Origin of the sequence: Ostreibacterium oceani, assembly GCF_009362845.1 — a bacterium.
Taxonomy (GTDB): domain Bacteria; phylum Pseudomonadota; class Gammaproteobacteria; order Cardiobacteriales; family Ostreibacteriaceae; genus Ostreibacterium; species Ostreibacterium oceani.
Window position 1 is genome coordinate 90,465 of the sequence record NZ_WHNW01000007.1, and the last position, 16,578, is coordinate 107,042.

Here is a 16,578-nt window from a genome sequence, read left to right on the forward strand (position 1 = left end):
CTGAGTTAACTGGGTTCTCGGCGACGGCGACGGCGACGATTGCCGCTGTCTCCACCGCGACTATCACTATCTCCTGCAGACGCTGAAGGTCGATCTTTATTTGCTACTGGTAAATCAACGATTTTGGCTAACGCAGGGAACGCATCGCTTTTATTCGGTAATGCCATTGCATCGATAAAATAAACTTGGAATTTTTCTTCGATGGCTGTTTCAATTTTATAGATTTTACGCACCGCCGTTTCAATATCCTCGCGCGCCTCTGTGCTAAGCAACGCCTTAATCGCGCCATCGCCAGCCGCATTACCGATGGATTTAACACGATCTAATTGGCAGTCGGGAATAATCCCTAGTACCATCGCGTGCTTGGTGTCAATGTGCGTACCAAAAGCGCCCGCCAAAAAGATATCGTCCAATTGCGTAATGCCCGCCTTGTCCATTAATAGCTTAATACCTGCATACAACGCGGCCTTTGCCAACTGAATTTGGCGTACATCGTTTTGACTTACGCTAATCACTCGTGTTTCATCCGCATACAGTTTGTAAGCGTACGTTCTGCCTTGGGCAAAAACGCGGTCAGTTTTTTCTGCGAGGTTTGCGTCAAAAACGCCATCTTCGTTAATAATTTCAGCCAAAAATAACGCACTCATGACCTCGATAATGCCCGATCCGCAAATGCCCGTAATTTGAATATCGGCGGTGGCGGCGGCAAACGCTGGGTCGTCTGACCATAAGTCACAGCCGATAATTTTAAATCGTGGGGCTAAGGTTGCTTTGTCAATGTCAACTCGCTCAATTGCGCCAACCGCTGCGCGCTGACCACAGCTAATTTGCGCCCCCTCAAAAGCAGGGCCTGTCGGCGATGAACACGCATAAACTCTGCTGTCATTCGCTAAAATAATCTCTGCGTTCGTCCCAATATCCACAATCAAGGTCCAACCCGCGTATTGCACGGGATTGACCGATAACAGCGCCGATGCCGCGTCGGCGCCAACATGGCCTGCGATACAGGGTAAAATATAGGCCATCGCATGGTCATTGACATCAATTCCTAATGCGTTGGTTGGCACATATAACGACTCGTTGGTTGCCAAATCAAAAGGCGACTGTCCGAGCGGCACGGGATCAATATTCAATAAAATATGGTGCATAATAGGATTGGCAACAAAGACACACTCTAATACGCGCGCGCGCTCAATACCCGCTTCATCAATTAGCGCTGTAATAATCTCGGTCACTGTCTGGGTGACGGCTTGGTTCATTGCACCCAGCCCTTCGGGGTTCATCATGACATACGAAACCCGTGCCATAACATCCTCTCCAAAACGAATTTGCGGATTCATTTTACCACTAGATGCAAGGACTTTCCCCGACTGTAAATCCAGTAGATGCGCGGCCACCGTTGTCGAACCGACATCAAAAGCAACCCCATATAGCGAATCATTATCGATGCGCCCATCAAAGACAGCAACGATTTCATTATCACGAACGGCGACAGCGATGTGTCGCTTTGACTGGGTTAGTTGTGCGTGTATTTTTTGCAGTACAGCAAAGCTGACCGTTAAATCCGTTAACCCATATTCAAACCACAGGGCTTTTTTGACCAATTGGATATCGCCATCTTGATCGTGCATATTTGGTTCGGCGACGTCGATTCGATACAGCTGGATTTTGGGAACAATGGCAAGCCCCGAAACATTAGTGGTTTTGCGGACCATTTGTTGTTGGGCTTGTGAAAAACTGGGGACATCAATCACCAAATCACCCCTGACTTTGGTGCAACACGCCAGTCGACAGTTAGGTCTGAGGTAGCCTGTCTGTTGGTGCGATTTCTCTGCCCGCGTAAAATGACTCACATGGTCAAGGGTTGAGTGGATACCATACTTGGAAAATTCGCCTTCTGAAATTTGAATTTGGCATTTTCCACATTGACCATTACCCCCACAAGTTGACTCAATCGCAACACCTAACTGACGTGCCGCTTCTAACAAGTCAGTGTCGGTTGCGATTTCACCTTTTAAACCCGATGGGCTGAATGCGACTTTATGTGCCATGAATGCTCTATAATTAATAAAATAATGGATAAATACAAGGGCTTTGGGATTATTTCAGATTATCTGTACGCCATCTATAGACAATCTGTTAACCAACTATCCTCGGCGGCGGCGGCGTTCGCCACGCCCGCCTCTAGCACCTGCATCGGCACCTTCTGGCGCTGGCTCACGGTAATTGCTAATCCAGCTACGACAATCTGGGTCAACTGCGTTCATTACGTCAGCGCCACGAACGGCAACCACGTCTTCGCTATGCAGCGGATTCATAATTGCAGATGTCATTCCATAGCTTGCCGCAGTCGTCAAAAATGCGGCATTAATGGCACGACGGTGTGGTAATCCAAATGAAATATTTGATGCACCGCAAGTGGTATTGACTTTGAAGTCTTCTTTGAGCACTTTGAGCATGGCAAAGACTTGTCTGCCTGCTGTCGCAATCGCAGAAATCGGCATGACAAGCGGGTCAACGACAATACGGTCATGCGAAATACCATGATCGGCCGCCCGTTCAATAATGCGTTTGGCAACTTTTAAACGCTCGTTAGGATCTTGTGAAATACCTGTCTCGTCATTTGAAATGGCCACCACCGACGCATCATATTTTTTCACTAGTGGCAAGACACGTTCCAATGACTCATCTTCACCTGTCACCGAGTTCACCAAAGCACGACCTTGGTAAACCGACAGCCCAGCCTCCAATGCATCGATAATCGACGAATCAATGGCAAGCGGCACATCTGTCACTGCTTGCACGCGACGAATGGCTTCGGCTAGAATTCTTGGTTCGTCGGCAAGCGGTATACCCGCGTTGACATCTAGCATATGCGCACCCGCAGCAACTTGCGCCAAAGCATCGGCTTCTACACGACTGTAATCCCCGTTTTTCATTTCTTCGGCTAACATTTTTCGTCCTGTTGGGTTGATACGTTCGCCAATGATACAAAAAGGCTTATCGAACCCAATAATGACTTCCTTTGAAGCCGAGGTAATGATGGTATGTGTCATGTTTACTCCTGCCGCCGACGCGGTAATGTCATATTAATGTAATAAATGCTAAATAATGCTAATAAAAAACTAAATCAAATTAACTTATATCCAGTAACTGTTTCGTACGCTGCGTCTGAGTACTACGTATAAATACGCTGTACAAACGCTACGTATGGGTGCTAAGTATGGGCGCCACGCTGGACCGCCACGTTGGAATTTTTACTATTCATTCGTTGTTGTAACCGCTATTTTGAATCATTGCGGATAAGATTTCTTGTGTGAATTCGCTTTCTAGTTGCTCAACTTTCGCAACAACCGCCGCCTGCATATCACCATCTGGGATATCGATGACTTCATTATGCCAATCGTTTAGATAAGCATCAGTATCCGCTGCACCGCCAACCATCGCTGCGGTATCCACCGCCTCCATAAAACGAGCAGACAGCATGGCTTTTTCGACTTCTTTTCGCGATTTTTTTATCATGACCTGTGTTGGTATATCACGCCACTTAATAATCGTTAGTTTCATTGGTTATCTCCTATTTCGTCGTTTTATCGTTTTACCTTGCTGTTATTGCGTTAACCTATCAAGCGCTAACCTATTAATCAAACACCACAACACAGGTTGACTGCGACTAAGTTAGACTTTATTTTTGCTTTATCATTTATTGTTTTATCATTTTTTAGGCTGTGCCACGTTTACGTTAACATGTGCTGGTTTGTTAATATGCCAATGCACTAACTGCGTATCAAGCTGCCCATAGCCGGTGATTTTTTCTTCGTACGCTAACCCGAGCTGTTGTGCGGCGTGTTTGGCTTGTTCACGGTAATGCTTGTTTGGATTTTGAATCAAGTACAAGACCCGATGATAATGCCCAAACAGCATGTCGCGTAATTCTGGGGTTTGAGCAATACCTAACTCTTGCATAACCAATCGATCAAAGTGACGTGCTAAAAAATCGGTCAAATAAAACGTCCCCAAATCAGACACGTCATCGCTAATACTTGCAAAGGTGTCTGGCGAAAAAAATTCGTAGCAGTGCGCGCCTGGCAAGCGCTCAATACCATACTTATCTAGCATCGCATCCAATCGTCCGCCTGTGCCGCAGTCTGCATAGGCGACATAAATCGACTGATAGTGCGTCAAATTCTCAACGATGAGTTTTTCTACGCTAGACGGAATGCGCTCAGGGTAATTGTGTAGATTGGCGTTTAGGCATTTGACGTCAAAATGGAGCGGTTGTTGGCGTTTGATTGCTTCAATTTCGTGCGCCAACGCCCCACAAGCAATAACCAGTGAATGATTGGCATATGGATTGGCATAGGGCAATGTGGCCGGCGGTTTAGTGATGTGTTCCATCAGTTTTCACCGCCTCAATAGCCAGTTTTCGTTACGATTTTTGGATGAGTTAGGCTGCTGCACGGCGCTTAAGCACCAAGTCTTTGGCGACATCAACCGCTACCGCCGCATCACGACAATACGCGCACGCGCCAATCGCCTCACCAAACTCTTCGTTTAGTGGCGCACCACCGACCAACACGATATAATCATCACGGATACCCTGCTCTTTCATCGTATCAATAACGACTTTCATATAAGGCATCGTTGTAGTCAACAAAGCAGACATACCCAAAATATCAGGCTTATGCGCTTCGATGGCTTCTAAGTATTTTTCAACGGGCACGTTAATACCAATATCAATCACCTCAAAACCAGCGCCCTCTAACATCATAGAGACGAGGTTTTTGCCGATATCATGAATATCCCCTTTGACCGTGCCAATGACGATTTTACCAATGGTTTCTGCACCAGTCTCAGCCAGTAGTGGACGTAAGATTTCCATGCCGCCTTTCATCGCGTTGGCGGCTTTTAGCACCTCAGGCACGAATAAAATCCCGTCACGAAAATCAATACCTACGATATTCATCCCGCCGACTAATGCTTCGTTTAGGACTTTATCAGGCGACCAGCCGCGCTTTAATAAAATTTCGGTTCCTTCAACGACTTCTTCGCGTAACCCGTCATAAAGGTCATCGAACATTTGCTCAACAAGCTCATCATCAGGTAGGTCGTCTAGGATAATATCTTCGTATTCTTCTGACATAATTTTATTCTCTCAGGTTATGTTGTTCATCTAATTGCTAAGGTTACCGAAATATGACAAAAACAATAGCATTTTTACGACTGCCATTAATGTGAATGCGACAATTTCGGTTTATTTACGCTATTGTGTTACTGTATTGTTGCTAACTTAGGTTTTTAATTTTTTATATTTAATCCGAACCGGCTGATTGGCGTCGATTCCTAGGCGTTTTTTCCTATCTTCTTCGTAGTCGGAATACCCGCCTTCAAACCAAACCGTTTTTGAATCACCCTCAAACGCCAAAATGTGTGTCGCAACACGATCTAAAAACCACCGATCGTGCGAGATGACCACAACACAGCCAGGATAGATTAGCAAGGCTTCTTCGAGTGCGCGCAAGGTTTCGACGTCTAAATCATTGGTTGGCTCATCAAGCAGCAATACATTACCGCCTGATTTTAACAACTGCGCCAGGTGTAGTCGATTGCGTTCACCGCCTGATAAATCTTTGACGCGTTTTTGCTGGTCGCTGCCTTTAAAGTTAAAGCGACTAATGTAGGCTCTTGAATTAATCTGCACATTGCCAACTTGAATATTATCTAGTCCATCGGAAATGCATTCCCACACGGTTTTTGTGTCGTCTAAGCTGTCTCTGGATTGGTTGACATAGGCAAACTGAACCGTCTCTCCAATATCCATCGTGCCAGCATCAGGCTGCGCTGCACCAACCATTAAATTAAATAACGTGGACTTACCCGCGCCATTTGGACCAATAATCCCAACAATTCCCCCTGGCGGCAAATTAAAGGACAAATCCTCATACAATATTTTATCGCCAAAGGCTTTTTGCAATCCGTCAGCCAAGACGACTTTGTTTCCTAAGCGCGGGCCGGGCGGAATGTAAAGATCCTGCGTTTCGTTACGCTTTTGAAAGGTTTGGCTCGATAATTCGTCAAATTTTGCCAGTCGCGCTTTGCTTTTGGCGCGTCGCCCTTTGGGGTTTTGTCTGACCCATTCTAGCTCTTGGGCGATGGTTTTTTGTAAATTGCTTTGTTGTTTTTCTTCGGTCGCCAAGCGTTTTTCTTTTTGCGCCAACCAAGAACTGTAATTACCTTCCCAAGGGATTCCTTGCCCACGGTCTAATTCTAAAATCCATCCGGCGACGTTATCCAAAAAATAACGATCGTGCGTGACCGCAACGACTGTGCCGCTGTAATCATGCAAAAACCGTTCTAACCAAGCCACTGACTCCGCATCCAAATGGTTCGTTGGCTCATCGAGCAGTAACATTTCAGGTTTAGATAACAACAGACGACAAAGCGCAACACGCCGTCTTTCTCCACCGGATAAATTGGCTGCTTTTGCATCCCATGCTGGTAAACGTAGGGCGTCCGCAGCAATATCAAGGTTGCGCTCTAGGTTATGCGAATCGGTGGCACTGAGTAAATTCTCTAATTCGGCTTGGCGTGCGGCGAGCGCATCAAAATCCGCATCTGGCTCAGCGTATGCCGCATAGACAGCATCAAGCTCAGCTTGGGCCGCTTTTAACTCTGCCACTGCTTCTTCGACGATTTCACGCACGGTTTTATCAGGGTCTAACTCGGGCTCCTGCGGCAAATAACCGATATTTAGCCCTGGTTGGGGTCGCGCTTCTCCAACAATATCGGTATCAATCCCTGCCATAATCCGCAATAAGGTCGATTTACCCGCCCCGTTAAGCCCTAGCACACCAATTTTCGCACCCGGGAAAAACGATAAATAAATGTCTTTTAAGATATGTTTGCCAGGCGGCACCACTTTACCAACGCCTTGCATGGTATAAACATATTGCGCCATAATCACCCCATCGTTAGTTGCTTTATTTTAATTGCTTTATTTGCATTGTTTCATGGTAATTCACCACGTACTTACGCATCCGTGATGTTTCATTTACGTGGTATTTTATTAACTCCACTGCGTTTTGCCTAGTCATTTCACACAGAAATCGTTATTTTTATGCTTTATGACAGACAACGGTCGTTGCCATGTGCTGTAACACTAACCAACCATTGCCTTTTTCTTGACCTTTATTCATTCTATCTAGTCGCGAAAGCTGTTGTAACAACGCACATACCGTGGCGCTTGAAAATCGCTGTAGCGCCTGTTGGTACAATTTTTGTCGCGTCGCCCAAATGCGGTAATGCTGACACGCCTTGGCAAAAGACAAATTCGTTCGTAATAATTGCTCTATCAGCTCAAATTCTCGGTATAGCGTCGCTACAATCAACACCAGCGAGACATTTTCTGTCTTTAATTTTTCAACGATGTTGATTGCAGTTGGCTGGCGCATAAAGAGCGCATAAACGAGGTCGTTAACATTAAAAATCGGATGCGCCGAAAATAAGTCGTCTATGATAGTTTCAGTCAGCGGATGGTTATATTCCCCGTGGCTTAGTTGGCTTAGCATTTGTGCGGTTAATAAAATATTGCCTTGTGAAAAATTCACGATTTTACGAACGGCATCACTGGTTAGTGTCAACCCAACGAGTTTTGCTCGGCGATTAATCCAATTGGGCAAATCAGTCGCATAAACCGCTTGACTAACTACCGTCTCACAACCCCCTGCGAGGGATTTGAACCAAGCCGTCTTGAGTGTATTGCTATCTATTTCACCCGCCTGAATGATTAGTATTTGGCGTTGCGGTGTATCTTGTAGGCGCTGTGCCAAGTCGATTAATCCCTCACCGATGGCTTTGGTCGGTTTGGTTGTTTCTAATCGAATTTCAATTATCTTTAAAGGGTCAAATAATCCTGGGCTTTGCAGACTATCGCGAATAGGCGCGAGTTTGCCACGCGCATCAATATAAAAAATCTCGCGATGGGTGTAGCCTTGGGATTTGGCATTATTCACAAGTAGCTGGGCGCTTTCGTCACTCAAAAACGCGGATTTCCCATAAAATAAATAACGGGGCTTTAGTTCATATTGCTTCGCGTGATTAACGCATTCGATTAATTGTGTATTAAAAACTTGGCTATCTGGCATCGCGTTTTAACCACCTAATCGTTACTAATGCCAAGCGGTGAGATTTTTTCGTCATTCGTGCCCTGCCCGCCTGCTATGGACTGTGTCTGATTGAGCTGCGCCTGATTGAGCGGCATCTGATTAAGCTGCGTTATCAATTGAGTTAACGCAATCGCGCGATGGCTATATTGATTTTTTTCGGCCGTCGTCAGTGTTGCCGCCGAGCGTTTGAGCGCTGGCAAATAAAACAAAGGGTCATACCCAAACCCATGATGACCGCTGGGGGCCGTCAAGATCTCGCCCTGCCACTGCCCACTCGCGATAAGCGGCAGCGGGTGTTCATGATGCCAGCACAATGCCAATACACAGACAAACTGCGCTCGCCGATTTGATTGGTGCTGCATGGCTTGTAATAGCTTTTCATTATTTTGACTGTCGCTTTTAGGCTCGCCTGCATAACGCGCGGAATGAACACCTGGTGCCCCGTGCAGCGCATCAACCACTAGCCCAGAGTCATCGGCCAGCGCGGGCAATCCTGTCAACGCGCTGGCATGTTTTGCCTTAATCAACGCATTTTCAATAAACGTTGTACCCGTTTCTTCGGCTGCGGCCACGCCTAAATCCGCTTGTGCAATGACCTGAATCGACAGCGGGCTAAGTAATGCGGTTAATTCATGTAGTTTGCCTGCGTTATCTGAGGCAAGGACTAATTGATTAAAGCTAGCCTGGGTAACTTGGGCAGCCTGAGTAGCCTGAGAAGTGTGGGTAGTTTGCATCAAGCCAATCCTAACACATTGCGTTGTGCGACCAAAATCTGACCAATACCACTTTCGGCTAACGCCAACATGGCATTGAGCTGCTCACGTGAAAAGTCTCGGTCTTCGGCTGTCCCTTGTATTTCGATGAATTTTTTGTGCTCGTTCATAATCACATTCATGTCGGTTTCGGCACAACTGTCTTCGGCATAATCTAAGTCTAGCACAGGTAACCCTTGATAAACCCCGACTGAGATAGCCGCCACCTGACCAAGCAATGGATTTTTTTCTATTTTTTTATTCGCGATTAATACTTTGATGCAATCAGCCAAGGCGACAAACCCACCGTTGATGGCGGCTGTTCGTGTTCCGCCATCGGCTTGGATGACATCACAGTCTATGGTGATACTTCGCTCGCCCAGTAGCGACAAGTCAACCACGGACCGCAAAGAACGGGCAATCAATCGTTGTATCTCCATGGTTCGTCCTGTTTGCTTGCCTTTGGCGGCTTCACGAATATTTCGGGTATTGGTGGCACGTGGTAGCATACCGTATTCAGCTGTCACCCAACCTTGTTTTTTCCCTTTTAAAAAAGGTGGAACGCGCTCTTCGACCGAGGCAGTACAAATCACCTTTGTCTGCCCAAACTCAACCAGCACAGAACCCTCAGCATGCATCGTGTACTGGCGGGTAAACTGAATGCGACGTAATTCATCCGCTTGTCTGTGGCTGGGGCGCTGCGTATTTTGCAGATTGCCCGTTACAGGTGCCGTTACAGATGCCCCTACAGAGGCTATACTCGCCGTATTATTTGGGGCATTTTCTAATAGACTATCAGTGGTGTTTTGACTGGTAGGTTGGTTTGATTGCATGGCACCTCCACGTGCTATCGTATACGATTATTCGCAGTACACATTGATTTATTTTTTGGCTTGTTTTTTGTGTTATCTATTGTATCAGAGATGAGGCGGCCTTGTCTTTTAGAATTAGCGCTGTCTGTGTACGAGGCAAAAACAAACCCCATCAAACGCGGCATTTTGTGGTATGCTTTAGCGCAAAATTAGGTGATTACATCAATCTATTATTCAACAAAATTAATCGCCAAAAATAACCAACTAAACTAACTAAAAGAGCCCAATTAAATAAGCCTAATTGAGCAAACCGAATTGAGCAAACCTACTTTTGACCACAAAACCGACGACAACATCATGAAAACTTACAGTATGACGGGATTTTCCCGTAGCCAACGTGACAACGACCAAGCCCAGTGTATCATTGAATTAAAGTCAGTTAACAGCCGATATATTGACCTTCATTTTCGTCTGCCCGATTGTATCAAATCTTTTGAGATGGATATTCGCAAGCAAATCACCCAAGCGCTCAACCGTGGTAAAATCGAGTGTTCCGTTCAGTGGATAACACAAAATCAAACCAACTTTACGGTTGACCAAACCGCCGTTAATCATATTATCGAAACAACACAGCCGTTAGTTAACCGCTACAATTTAGCCCCATTAAGCATGGCGGAATTACTCGGTCTACCCAATGTCTTGACACGGCAGCCGATTGACAACGAAATGATTGCTTCGTTGCTGATGCCCGCCTTATCAGAGGCTATCACGGCGCTAATGGCACAGCGCCAGCAAGAAGGCACACAACTCGTTCAACACATTGAATCTCGCCTTATTCGCATTGACCACCACATTGACGCATTGATTGAGAACGCCCACCTAGCCAGCACAGCGCGCAGTGAATTACTGCGCCAAAAACTAACTGAACTTATGCAAAAACAAGCCAACATTCCCCTTGACGAAAGTCGGTTTGAGCAAGAACTTATCTATTATTTACAGAAAATGGATATCACCGAAGAAATCGATCGCCTGCGTAGCCATATCCAATCAACCAAAACACTGCTTAACACCGCAGAACCCAAAGGGCGAAAACTGGATTTTCTTATCCAAGAGATGAATCGAGAAGCCAACACCATCGGCGCAAAATCTCAGCACGTCGAGTTAAGCACGCATGTTATCGAATTAAAAGTACTACTTGAACAAATTCGGGAACAGGTGCAAAATATCGAATAGAAATAGAAATGGAGATAGGAGCAAGCATCGCTAAACGGGCTAATTAACCTGTAAGTAGCCATTGACCTAAAGCCGCATCCATCCATATTAAAACCACAGTTAAAACCATATTAAAACCGCGACTATCAATATGAATATGCCAAATCACTCACGACCGCCAAAGCAACTCAATGCGCTATCGACGGGACAATTATGGGTCGTTGCTGCGCCCAGTGGCGGCGGAAAAACCTCACTAGTGGAGGCAGCGATAAACAAACTGCCCCATCTTGTCCGTTCCATCTCATTCACCACCCGCCCTCAACGCCCTGGCGAGTTAGATGGTGTTGATTATCGATTTGTTGACTTAATGACCTTTCAACACTTAATTGATAGTGGCGATATGCTCGAATATGAACAAGTCTTTGATAACTACTACGGCACCAGTTCAAGTTTCATCAATACACATTTAGATAACGGCAATGATGTCATACTGACTATTGATTGGCAAGGCGCACGCCAAATACGGCAAAAACGCCCGCACTCGAAAAGTATTTTTATTTTACCCCCCGATATTGCCGCACTAGAAAAGCGACTCAGTAACCGAGGGCAAGACAACCACCAAATCATCACAAAGCGCATGGCACAAGCACCCGAGCAAATCACCCATCATGTAGAATTCGATTACTTGGTGATTAATGACTACTTTGATAATGCACTGCAAGACATCATCACCATTATCCGTGCCAACCGCCTTAGCCAACCACGACAAGCCCAACAACATACCGAATTAATTGATAAACTACTGTCTATTTAACGACAAACCCTCTCAATTCATGGAGCAAAATTATTGTCGCAAATTAAAATCAAACGATTGGAAATACACAGCTAATGGTTATCGTAGTTACCAAGGTAATATTTATCGGGTGCTATTATTAGCAGAATGAATAATATAAAGAACTGGTGTACATAATGAAAAATTTTATTAAACTGTTGCTTATAGTCGCTATCTATATAAATCTGGTCATTTACTTTGATATAGTAATAAAGGGCATATTGATATTCTTTATCATTCTTTGCTTATTAGCCTTTTATTACTATGGAAGAAATATTTATTTTTTTTATTTCATTGAGAAATCCCTAGAAATAACAAAAGGAAAAGCATCAACTCTTTCTTGGGATACTAAGTTTGTTAACCTGCACAAGCATACGGGAAAAATTTTAATACCGACGCTTCAGTATACCTATTCTATTAACAACCATAGGTATACTAACGACAAATTTTCTCCTGAGAAAATAGGTATTGGTAAGTTAAACGACAGTATCATCTTCTTAGAGCCAATAATTTCTAATGACTTAATAGCACCTGCTGACCCAAATGACTATGAATTAGATCATATACACAGATTATTCGATGTTAACGAGATTGAATCACTAGCTGGTCAACAGATAGATGTCTATTATTACCCTAAAAACCCTAATATTGCCTATCTTTACCCTTGGCTATATAGGAAGTGGTATAAAATTCGTTGTTGGATTCTTGCGACTCTATCGCTATTTGCATTAATTTCTATGCTTGCCATGACATATATATTATGGGACTATCAGCTACCTTAATAACTAAACATAATGCAGCAAAGTATGACACTACACGATTTTGTTGGTCCAATTGGCTCTGATGGCTCAACGGTTACAGAGCGCCGTTACCAAGGAAATAACTTTGTTATAAGCTATAGGGTAGTTCAGAATTAGCATTTTCCCCCACCGTCAGGCTAGTTGCAGCATGTAAATTTACGGGGGCGGCAGAGGATTTAAACGATGCCAAAATTTTCACCTGAACGAAAAGAAGCGATTTTAGTAAAGTTATTAAGCCCTGATTTAATTTCAATCGCAGATTTAGCTAGAAAAGAAGGCATCAGCGATAAAACGTTGTATGCTTGGAGAGATCAAGCGAAAAAATCGGGAGCATTTATGCCAAATAAAAACCACTCAGCCCACTTCAATCGTCAAACTAAATTGACCGTTGTGCTTGAAACACAAGCCATGAATGCGCATGAATTATCCGCGTATTGTCGAGAAAAAGGGTTATATCCCAAACAAGTCAATGAGTGGCGAGACGCCTGTTTGCACGCGATGGAAAAAGACGTGGTTGACCCAAAGGTGGTACGCGCACAAGTGCGCGATTTACAGCAAAACAAAAAGGCGCTTGAACGAGAATTACGTCGTAAAAACAAGGACTTGGCGGAGGCGGCGGCTTTAAGGCGGTTGGACGTTGATCGACGAATACCGTCTTTGAATCAACGGGTTTCCAACGACGATAGGTCGTGCTGGCAATGCCCATCATTTGTAGTAGTCAACACTTAATCTGACAAAATGATACTGTCCGTCAAATTAAGTGTTGACTACTACACTAACTTGTCGATTGATTACGTCTGACACACAGGACAATAAAAGCTATTGCGTCCACCAAGCTGGCGTGACAAAATCAACGAATGACAAACGTGGCAGCGTTGATGATGTCGACCATAGACCAAAAGCTTTTGCTGGAAATATCCAGGATTCGCCTCTGCATTCACAAAATCCCGTAGTGTTGTGCCACCCTGCTCAATCGCCGCTAACAGCACGGCTTTAATCGTCTGCGCTAGGCGTTCGTAACGCACTAAGCTGATACGATTGGCGCCTCGGTGCGGTGCGATGCCAGCCATAAATAATGCTTCACACGCATAAATATTACCCACACCGACGACGATTGATTGATCCATAATGGTGTTTTTAATCGACTGTTTTTTCTGCCGCGTTTTGGCATACAAATACGCGCCATCAAACACATCATCTAGTGGCTCAACCCCCCAATGCGCAATATCGGCGTAAAAGGCGGCCGCGGTGTCATAGTATTTTAGGTAGCCAAATCGTCTAGGGTCGTGAAAGCGAATGACGGTTGATTGGTTTGGGTTTGAATCAGCGCTACGGCTAACGACTAACGCCACATGGTCGTGTTTTTTTTTCGGTGTAGTGCCATCTACTATCCTTAGGCTACCCGACATCCCTAAATGCCAAACTAAATAGCCTGCATTATCATCCGCATTATCATCCGCATTATCCTCTGCGTTATCACTTCCGTCACCCACGCCATTTTGAAGCTGCATAACAATCAGTTTTGCACGCCTATAGACCGAGACAATCGTTTTATCAGACACCTTATTTATCCAATTAGTGTCAAGAGGATAACGTAGATTTTCGCGGAAAAACGTCAATTCATGCACCGTCTGACCGACTAAATACGGGGCAATTCCTGAAACGGTGGTTTGTACTTCGGGTAACTCTGGCATCGTTAGCTAGTAGGTTGGTTAATGGACTGGCTTATAGACTGGTTAATCAATTGGTTAATTAGTTAGCGTATAGTACACTGGTTTCTGACAGATTGGTTTTTCGATAGGTTAGCTTTGACCAAATCAGTTTGTATTAATTACCGATAATCTGTTGCAGACTAGGGTGCGCCGCTATCACATAAATGATCGATTTTTCCTTGGCAAGCAACAATACATGCGCAGGATTGTCGCCTGCAATGACGGTATAATTTGCTTCGCCTTGGTCTGTCACAAAACGTAAATTAGCTAGTGCAAAGGCGTTTAACGCCGCTTCGCTGGCAGGCGCGATATCCAGCACCGATAAATCAATGCCATCCAGTGCTTCAATCGCGCCAAACGTGCCGACAATTTTTTGTAATTCGCCTTGATATAACTGCTTATCGATAAATTTAATCGCAGGCGCTAGCGCAATTGCTGCCAGCAATTGATCACAAAAATACCACTGCTGCCCCTGCGCAACATAGATTTTTTCATTGGCGCGGTTGAGTTCACCAATGCGGTAAGGCATAGTCTCATCACCTAGTGTGATATCGGCAAAAAACTCAACTGCTATCTCGTTATTTGGGTTGTTAGCATCGTTAGATATCGGCTCACAACCGGCGATTAGTTTCGTCAACAGTGCTTCTGCAACGGCATCAGATGCCTTATCCACCCTAGGCGAGGTCAGCTGCCATTGCCCATCTTGTTTTTTAAGCGTCACGGTATTTTGCTCACGCACAATGGTGATTTGGCTAGTTTGTGTAATGCGTTGTTGGCGCCCATCGATGGTGGTTATTTCAGCATAAAACAACCAACCCACCCAAAGCATTACCGCAAAAAACACCACAAATAAGGATTGATTCAATCGTCGGCGACGTGCCATGACTTGTGTTAAATTCATCGTAGCCACCTCCGAATAACAAAGCCCTTAATCAATACGATTAGCGGCGCTATCACAACCAAAATCAGCACCAATAGCGACCGTGTTTTTTCGGCGATAACCACTGGTTCAGGCAATGACTTTGCGATTTGGATAAAGCTCGCATCTGGGGCAACCAATCGCCGAATCAAGGACTCGGCAAAATCTCGGTTTTGCCCGATGCCCAAAAATTGATTGCTCATAAAATCTGCATCGCCAATCATCACCACCGATTGTTTATGCGTGGCTTGATTTTGCATGATGTACTCACGCTGTGACTCAACGCCAATAATCGGGGATGACTCAGCCTGTGTGATTTCGTTTTGCATTGATTGTAGCAAGAGATTATCCCCGTCTTTATCGATGACTAAAAATGGATACGTCTGCCAAGCGCCGTTGATATTATGGCTTGGTGCAGCAATCGGTGCAGCAGTCGGCGCAACAGTCGGCACAGCAATCGGTGCAACACTGGGCAGCAATAAAAACGTATCAATATCACTAAAGACAGGCGTGTTTTCTCGCATCGAAAGACTAGGCTCAATCGCGAGATAAGTCGGATGCGTATAGCCATACTTTTTGCCCGATTGAGAAAGTAGCGTCTGTGGCAATACATTGACACCCAATTCATTAGCCAGCCAATCGATGGGGATGCTATCAGGCTCAAATAACCACAAAAGCGGGCGCCCCGTAGCCAAATAATTTATCAAGTGCTGTTTGGCGTGGTCAGGATAAGGGCGCGTGGGCGCCGCGATAATGAGTAAATCAATATTTTGCGGTAGCGTATCTAACCCTTGTAAATCAATTTGTCCAAAGCGCAGGGTTGTATCGGATAGCTGCTCAACTAGTTGCGAATAACTTGATTTACGTTCATCCAGGCTACGTTTACCCAGGCTACGCTCACCTTGCCCTGTCACAAAAAACACATTAAATTGGCGCTGGGATAATAGCGTATAAATCGCCCGTGTAATCGTTGTCTCGCTCAAGTCTGATGCATAAGCCGTTTTGCCTTGGTACTGCAATACCAGCTCCCCATCACGACTAATTTGATACCGACGGACTAAATCAGGTGCCGCATCCGGATTTTTAAACGTCAAGTCAACCTCACCATGTTCGGCATAACGCGCAATCATTTCGCGGATTAAGGTTTGTGTTTGTGGGTTGCCGCGCACAAAAGCGATAATCTCTAATGGTGCGTCTAATTGCGCCATCATTTCAATGCTCATTTCTGACAAGCTATTACGTTGACTTTGCGTCAAATCATAGCGTTTATCGTAATAAATCGCCAATAGCCCAATCCCTATAAAAAGACCAAATAACAGCAAAACAAAAACCGTATTCTGTCGTCGCCAAGCACTCATCAATTAACTCCTGTTG

At 45.0% G+C, this 16,578-nt stretch carries 16 protein-coding genes; 4 read left to right on the plus strand and 12 right to left on the minus strand.

Features of this window, described 5'->3' with window-relative positions; genetic code table 11:
• Positions 1-5 precede the first annotated feature (5 nt).
• The 9 genes from GCU85_RS06940 to rph all read right to left on the minus strand — a co-directional run bounded on the left by GCU85_RS06940 (position 6) and on the right by rph (position 9,750).
• Positions 6-2,051: an ASKHA domain-containing protein gene (locus GCU85_RS06940; protein WP_152810457.1), complete on the minus strand. Its 2,046-nt coding sequence runs from the start codon at positions 2,049-2,051 to the stop codon at positions 6-8.
• Positions 2,052-2,147: 96 nt separating this feature from the next.
• Complete coding sequence (locus GCU85_RS06945; protein ID WP_152810458.1) at positions 2,148-3,056, minus strand: dihydropteroate synthase; 909 nt, start codon at positions 3,054-3,056, stop codon at positions 2,148-2,150.
• A gap of 208 nt (positions 3,057-3,264) precedes the next feature.
• A complete protein-coding gene (locus tag GCU85_RS06950) occupies positions 3,265-3,567 on the minus strand; it encodes a virulence factor (protein ID WP_152810459.1) in 303 nt (100 codons plus the stop codon).
• A 147-nt stretch (positions 3,568-3,714) separates the two neighbouring features.
• The gene (locus GCU85_RS06955) at positions 3,715-4,398 is read right to left on the minus strand and encodes a DUF1638 domain-containing protein (protein ID WP_152810460.1); all 684 of its coding nucleotides are present in this window, start codon (positions 4,396-4,398) and stop codon (positions 3,715-3,717) included.
• 49 nt (positions 4,399-4,447) lie between these two features.
• Complete coding sequence (locus GCU85_RS06960) at positions 4,448-5,143, minus strand: corrinoid protein (protein ID WP_152810461.1); 696 nt, start codon at positions 5,141-5,143, stop codon at positions 4,448-4,450.
• Between the two features lie 147 nt (positions 5,144-5,290).
• Positions 5,291-6,958 carry an energy-dependent translational throttle protein EttA gene (gene ettA / locus GCU85_RS06965; RefSeq protein ID WP_152810462.1) on the minus strand — a complete coding sequence of 556 codons (1,668 nt, stop codon included), beginning with the start codon at positions 6,956-6,958 and terminating at the stop codon, positions 5,291-5,293.
• A 157-nt stretch (positions 6,959-7,115) separates the two neighbouring features.
• Positions 7,116-8,144, minus strand: coding sequence for a DNA polymerase III subunit delta (gene holA, locus GCU85_RS06970; RefSeq protein WP_152810463.1), 1,029 nt, complete (start codon positions 8,142-8,144; stop codon positions 7,116-7,118).
• Positions 8,145-8,158: 14 nt separating this feature from the next.
• On the minus strand, positions 8,159-8,899 hold the full coding sequence (rdgB, locus tag GCU85_RS06975; RefSeq protein WP_152810464.1) for an RdgB/HAM1 family non-canonical purine NTP pyrophosphatase: 741 nt from the start codon (positions 8,897-8,899) through the stop codon (positions 8,159-8,161).
• A complete protein-coding gene (gene rph / locus GCU85_RS06980; protein WP_152810465.1) occupies positions 8,899-9,750 on the minus strand; it encodes a ribonuclease PH in 852 nt (283 codons plus the stop codon). The genes rdgB and rph overlap by 1 nt, the downstream gene beginning before the upstream one ends.
• A 336-nt stretch (positions 9,751-10,086) precedes the next feature.
• Between rph and GCU85_RS06985 the strand changes: the two genes are divergently transcribed.
• From GCU85_RS06985 to GCU85_RS07000, 4 genes are all read left to right on the plus strand, one after another.
• Positions 10,087-10,962: a YicC/YloC family endoribonuclease gene (locus GCU85_RS06985; protein ID WP_152810466.1), complete on the plus strand. Its 876-nt coding sequence runs from the start codon at positions 10,087-10,089 to the stop codon at positions 10,960-10,962.
• A 136-nt stretch (positions 10,963-11,098) separates the two neighbouring features.
• Positions 11,099-11,755, plus strand: coding sequence for a guanylate kinase (gene gmk, locus GCU85_RS06990; RefSeq protein WP_152810525.1), 657 nt, complete (start codon positions 11,099-11,101; stop codon positions 11,753-11,755).
• A 155-nt stretch (positions 11,756-11,910) separates the two neighbouring features.
• Positions 11,911-12,555 carry a hypothetical protein gene (locus GCU85_RS06995; RefSeq protein WP_152810467.1) on the plus strand — a complete coding sequence of 215 codons (645 nt, stop codon included), beginning with the start codon at positions 11,911-11,913 and terminating at the stop codon, positions 12,553-12,555.
• 201 nt (positions 12,556-12,756) lie between these two features.
• The gene (locus tag GCU85_RS07000; protein ID WP_152810468.1) at positions 12,757-13,302 is read left to right on the plus strand and encodes a transposase; all 546 of its coding nucleotides are present in this window, start codon (positions 12,757-12,759) and stop codon (positions 13,300-13,302) included.
• A 62-nt stretch (positions 13,303-13,364) separates the two neighbouring features.
• Here the strand turns inward: GCU85_RS07000 and mutM are convergent, their stop codons facing one another.
• From mutM to GCU85_RS07015, 3 genes are all read right to left on the minus strand, one after another.
• Positions 13,365-14,267: a bifunctional DNA-formamidopyrimidine glycosylase/DNA-(apurinic or apyrimidinic site) lyase gene (gene mutM / locus GCU85_RS07005; RefSeq protein WP_152810469.1), complete on the minus strand. Its 903-nt coding sequence runs from the start codon at positions 14,265-14,267 to the stop codon at positions 13,365-13,367.
• 133 nt (positions 14,268-14,400) lie between these two features.
• Entirely contained in the window at positions 14,401-15,186 is a 786-nt protein-coding gene (locus tag GCU85_RS07010; protein WP_152810470.1) for a hypothetical protein, read from the minus strand.
• Entirely contained in the window at positions 15,183-16,562 is a 1,380-nt protein-coding gene (locus GCU85_RS07015) for a GldG family protein (RefSeq protein WP_152810471.1), read from the minus strand. The genes GCU85_RS07010 and GCU85_RS07015 overlap by 4 nt, the downstream gene beginning before the upstream one ends.
• Positions 16,563-16,578: the final 16 nt, after the last annotated feature.

Bases quoted from the DNA above. Each gene is read 5' to 3' on its own strand.
- GCU85_RS07010 (WP_152810470.1), bottom strand. From the start codon at position 15,186: ATGAATTTAACACAAGTCATGGCACGTCGCCGACGATTGAATCAATCC.
- GCU85_RS06985 (WP_152810466.1), top strand. From the start codon at position 10,087: ATGAAAACTTACAGTATGACGGGATTTTCCCGTAGCCAACGTGACAAC.
- GCU85_RS07015 (WP_152810471.1), bottom strand. From the start codon at position 16,562: ATGAGTGCTTGGCGACGACAGAATACGGTTTTTGTTTTGCTGTTATTT.
- GCU85_RS06995 (WP_152810467.1), top strand. From the start codon at position 11,911: ATGAAAAATTTTATTAAACTGTTGCTTATAGTCGCTATCTATATAAAT.
- mutM (WP_152810469.1), bottom strand. From the start codon at position 14,267: ATGCCAGAGTTACCCGAAGTACAAACCACCGTTTCAGGAATTGCCCCG.
- GCU85_RS06940 (WP_152810457.1), bottom strand. From the start codon at position 2,051: ATGGCACATAAAGTCGCATTCAGCCCATCGGGTTTAAAAGGTGAAATC.
- GCU85_RS06950 (WP_152810459.1), bottom strand. From the start codon at position 3,567: ATGAAACTAACGATTATTAAGTGGCGTGATATACCAACACAGGTCATG.
- GCU85_RS06955 (WP_152810460.1), bottom strand. From the start codon at position 4,398: ATGGAACACATCACTAAACCGCCGGCCACATTGCCCTATGCCAATCCA.
- rdgB (WP_152810464.1), bottom strand. From the start codon at position 8,899: ATGCAAACTACCCACACTTCTCAGGCTACTCAGGCTGCCCAAGTTACC.
- ettA (WP_152810462.1), bottom strand. From the start codon at position 6,958: ATGGCGCAATATGTTTATACCATGCAAGGCGTTGGTAAAGTGGTGCCG.
- GCU85_RS07000 (WP_152810468.1), top strand. From the start codon at position 12,757: ATGCCAAAATTTTCACCTGAACGAAAAGAAGCGATTTTAGTAAAGTTA.
- GCU85_RS06960 (WP_152810461.1), bottom strand. From the start codon at position 5,143: ATGTCAGAAGAATACGAAGATATTATCCTAGACGACCTACCTGATGAT.
- rph (WP_152810465.1), bottom strand. From the start codon at position 9,750: ATGCAATCAAACCAACCTACCAGTCAAAACACCACTGATAGTCTATTA.
- gmk (WP_152810525.1), top strand. From the start codon at position 11,099: ATGCCAAATCACTCACGACCGCCAAAGCAACTCAATGCGCTATCGACG.
- GCU85_RS06945 (WP_152810458.1), bottom strand. From the start codon at position 3,056: ATGACACATACCATCATTACCTCGGCTTCAAAGGAAGTCATTATTGGG.
- holA (WP_152810463.1), bottom strand. From the start codon at position 8,144: ATGCCAGATAGCCAAGTTTTTAATACACAATTAATCGAATGCGTTAAT.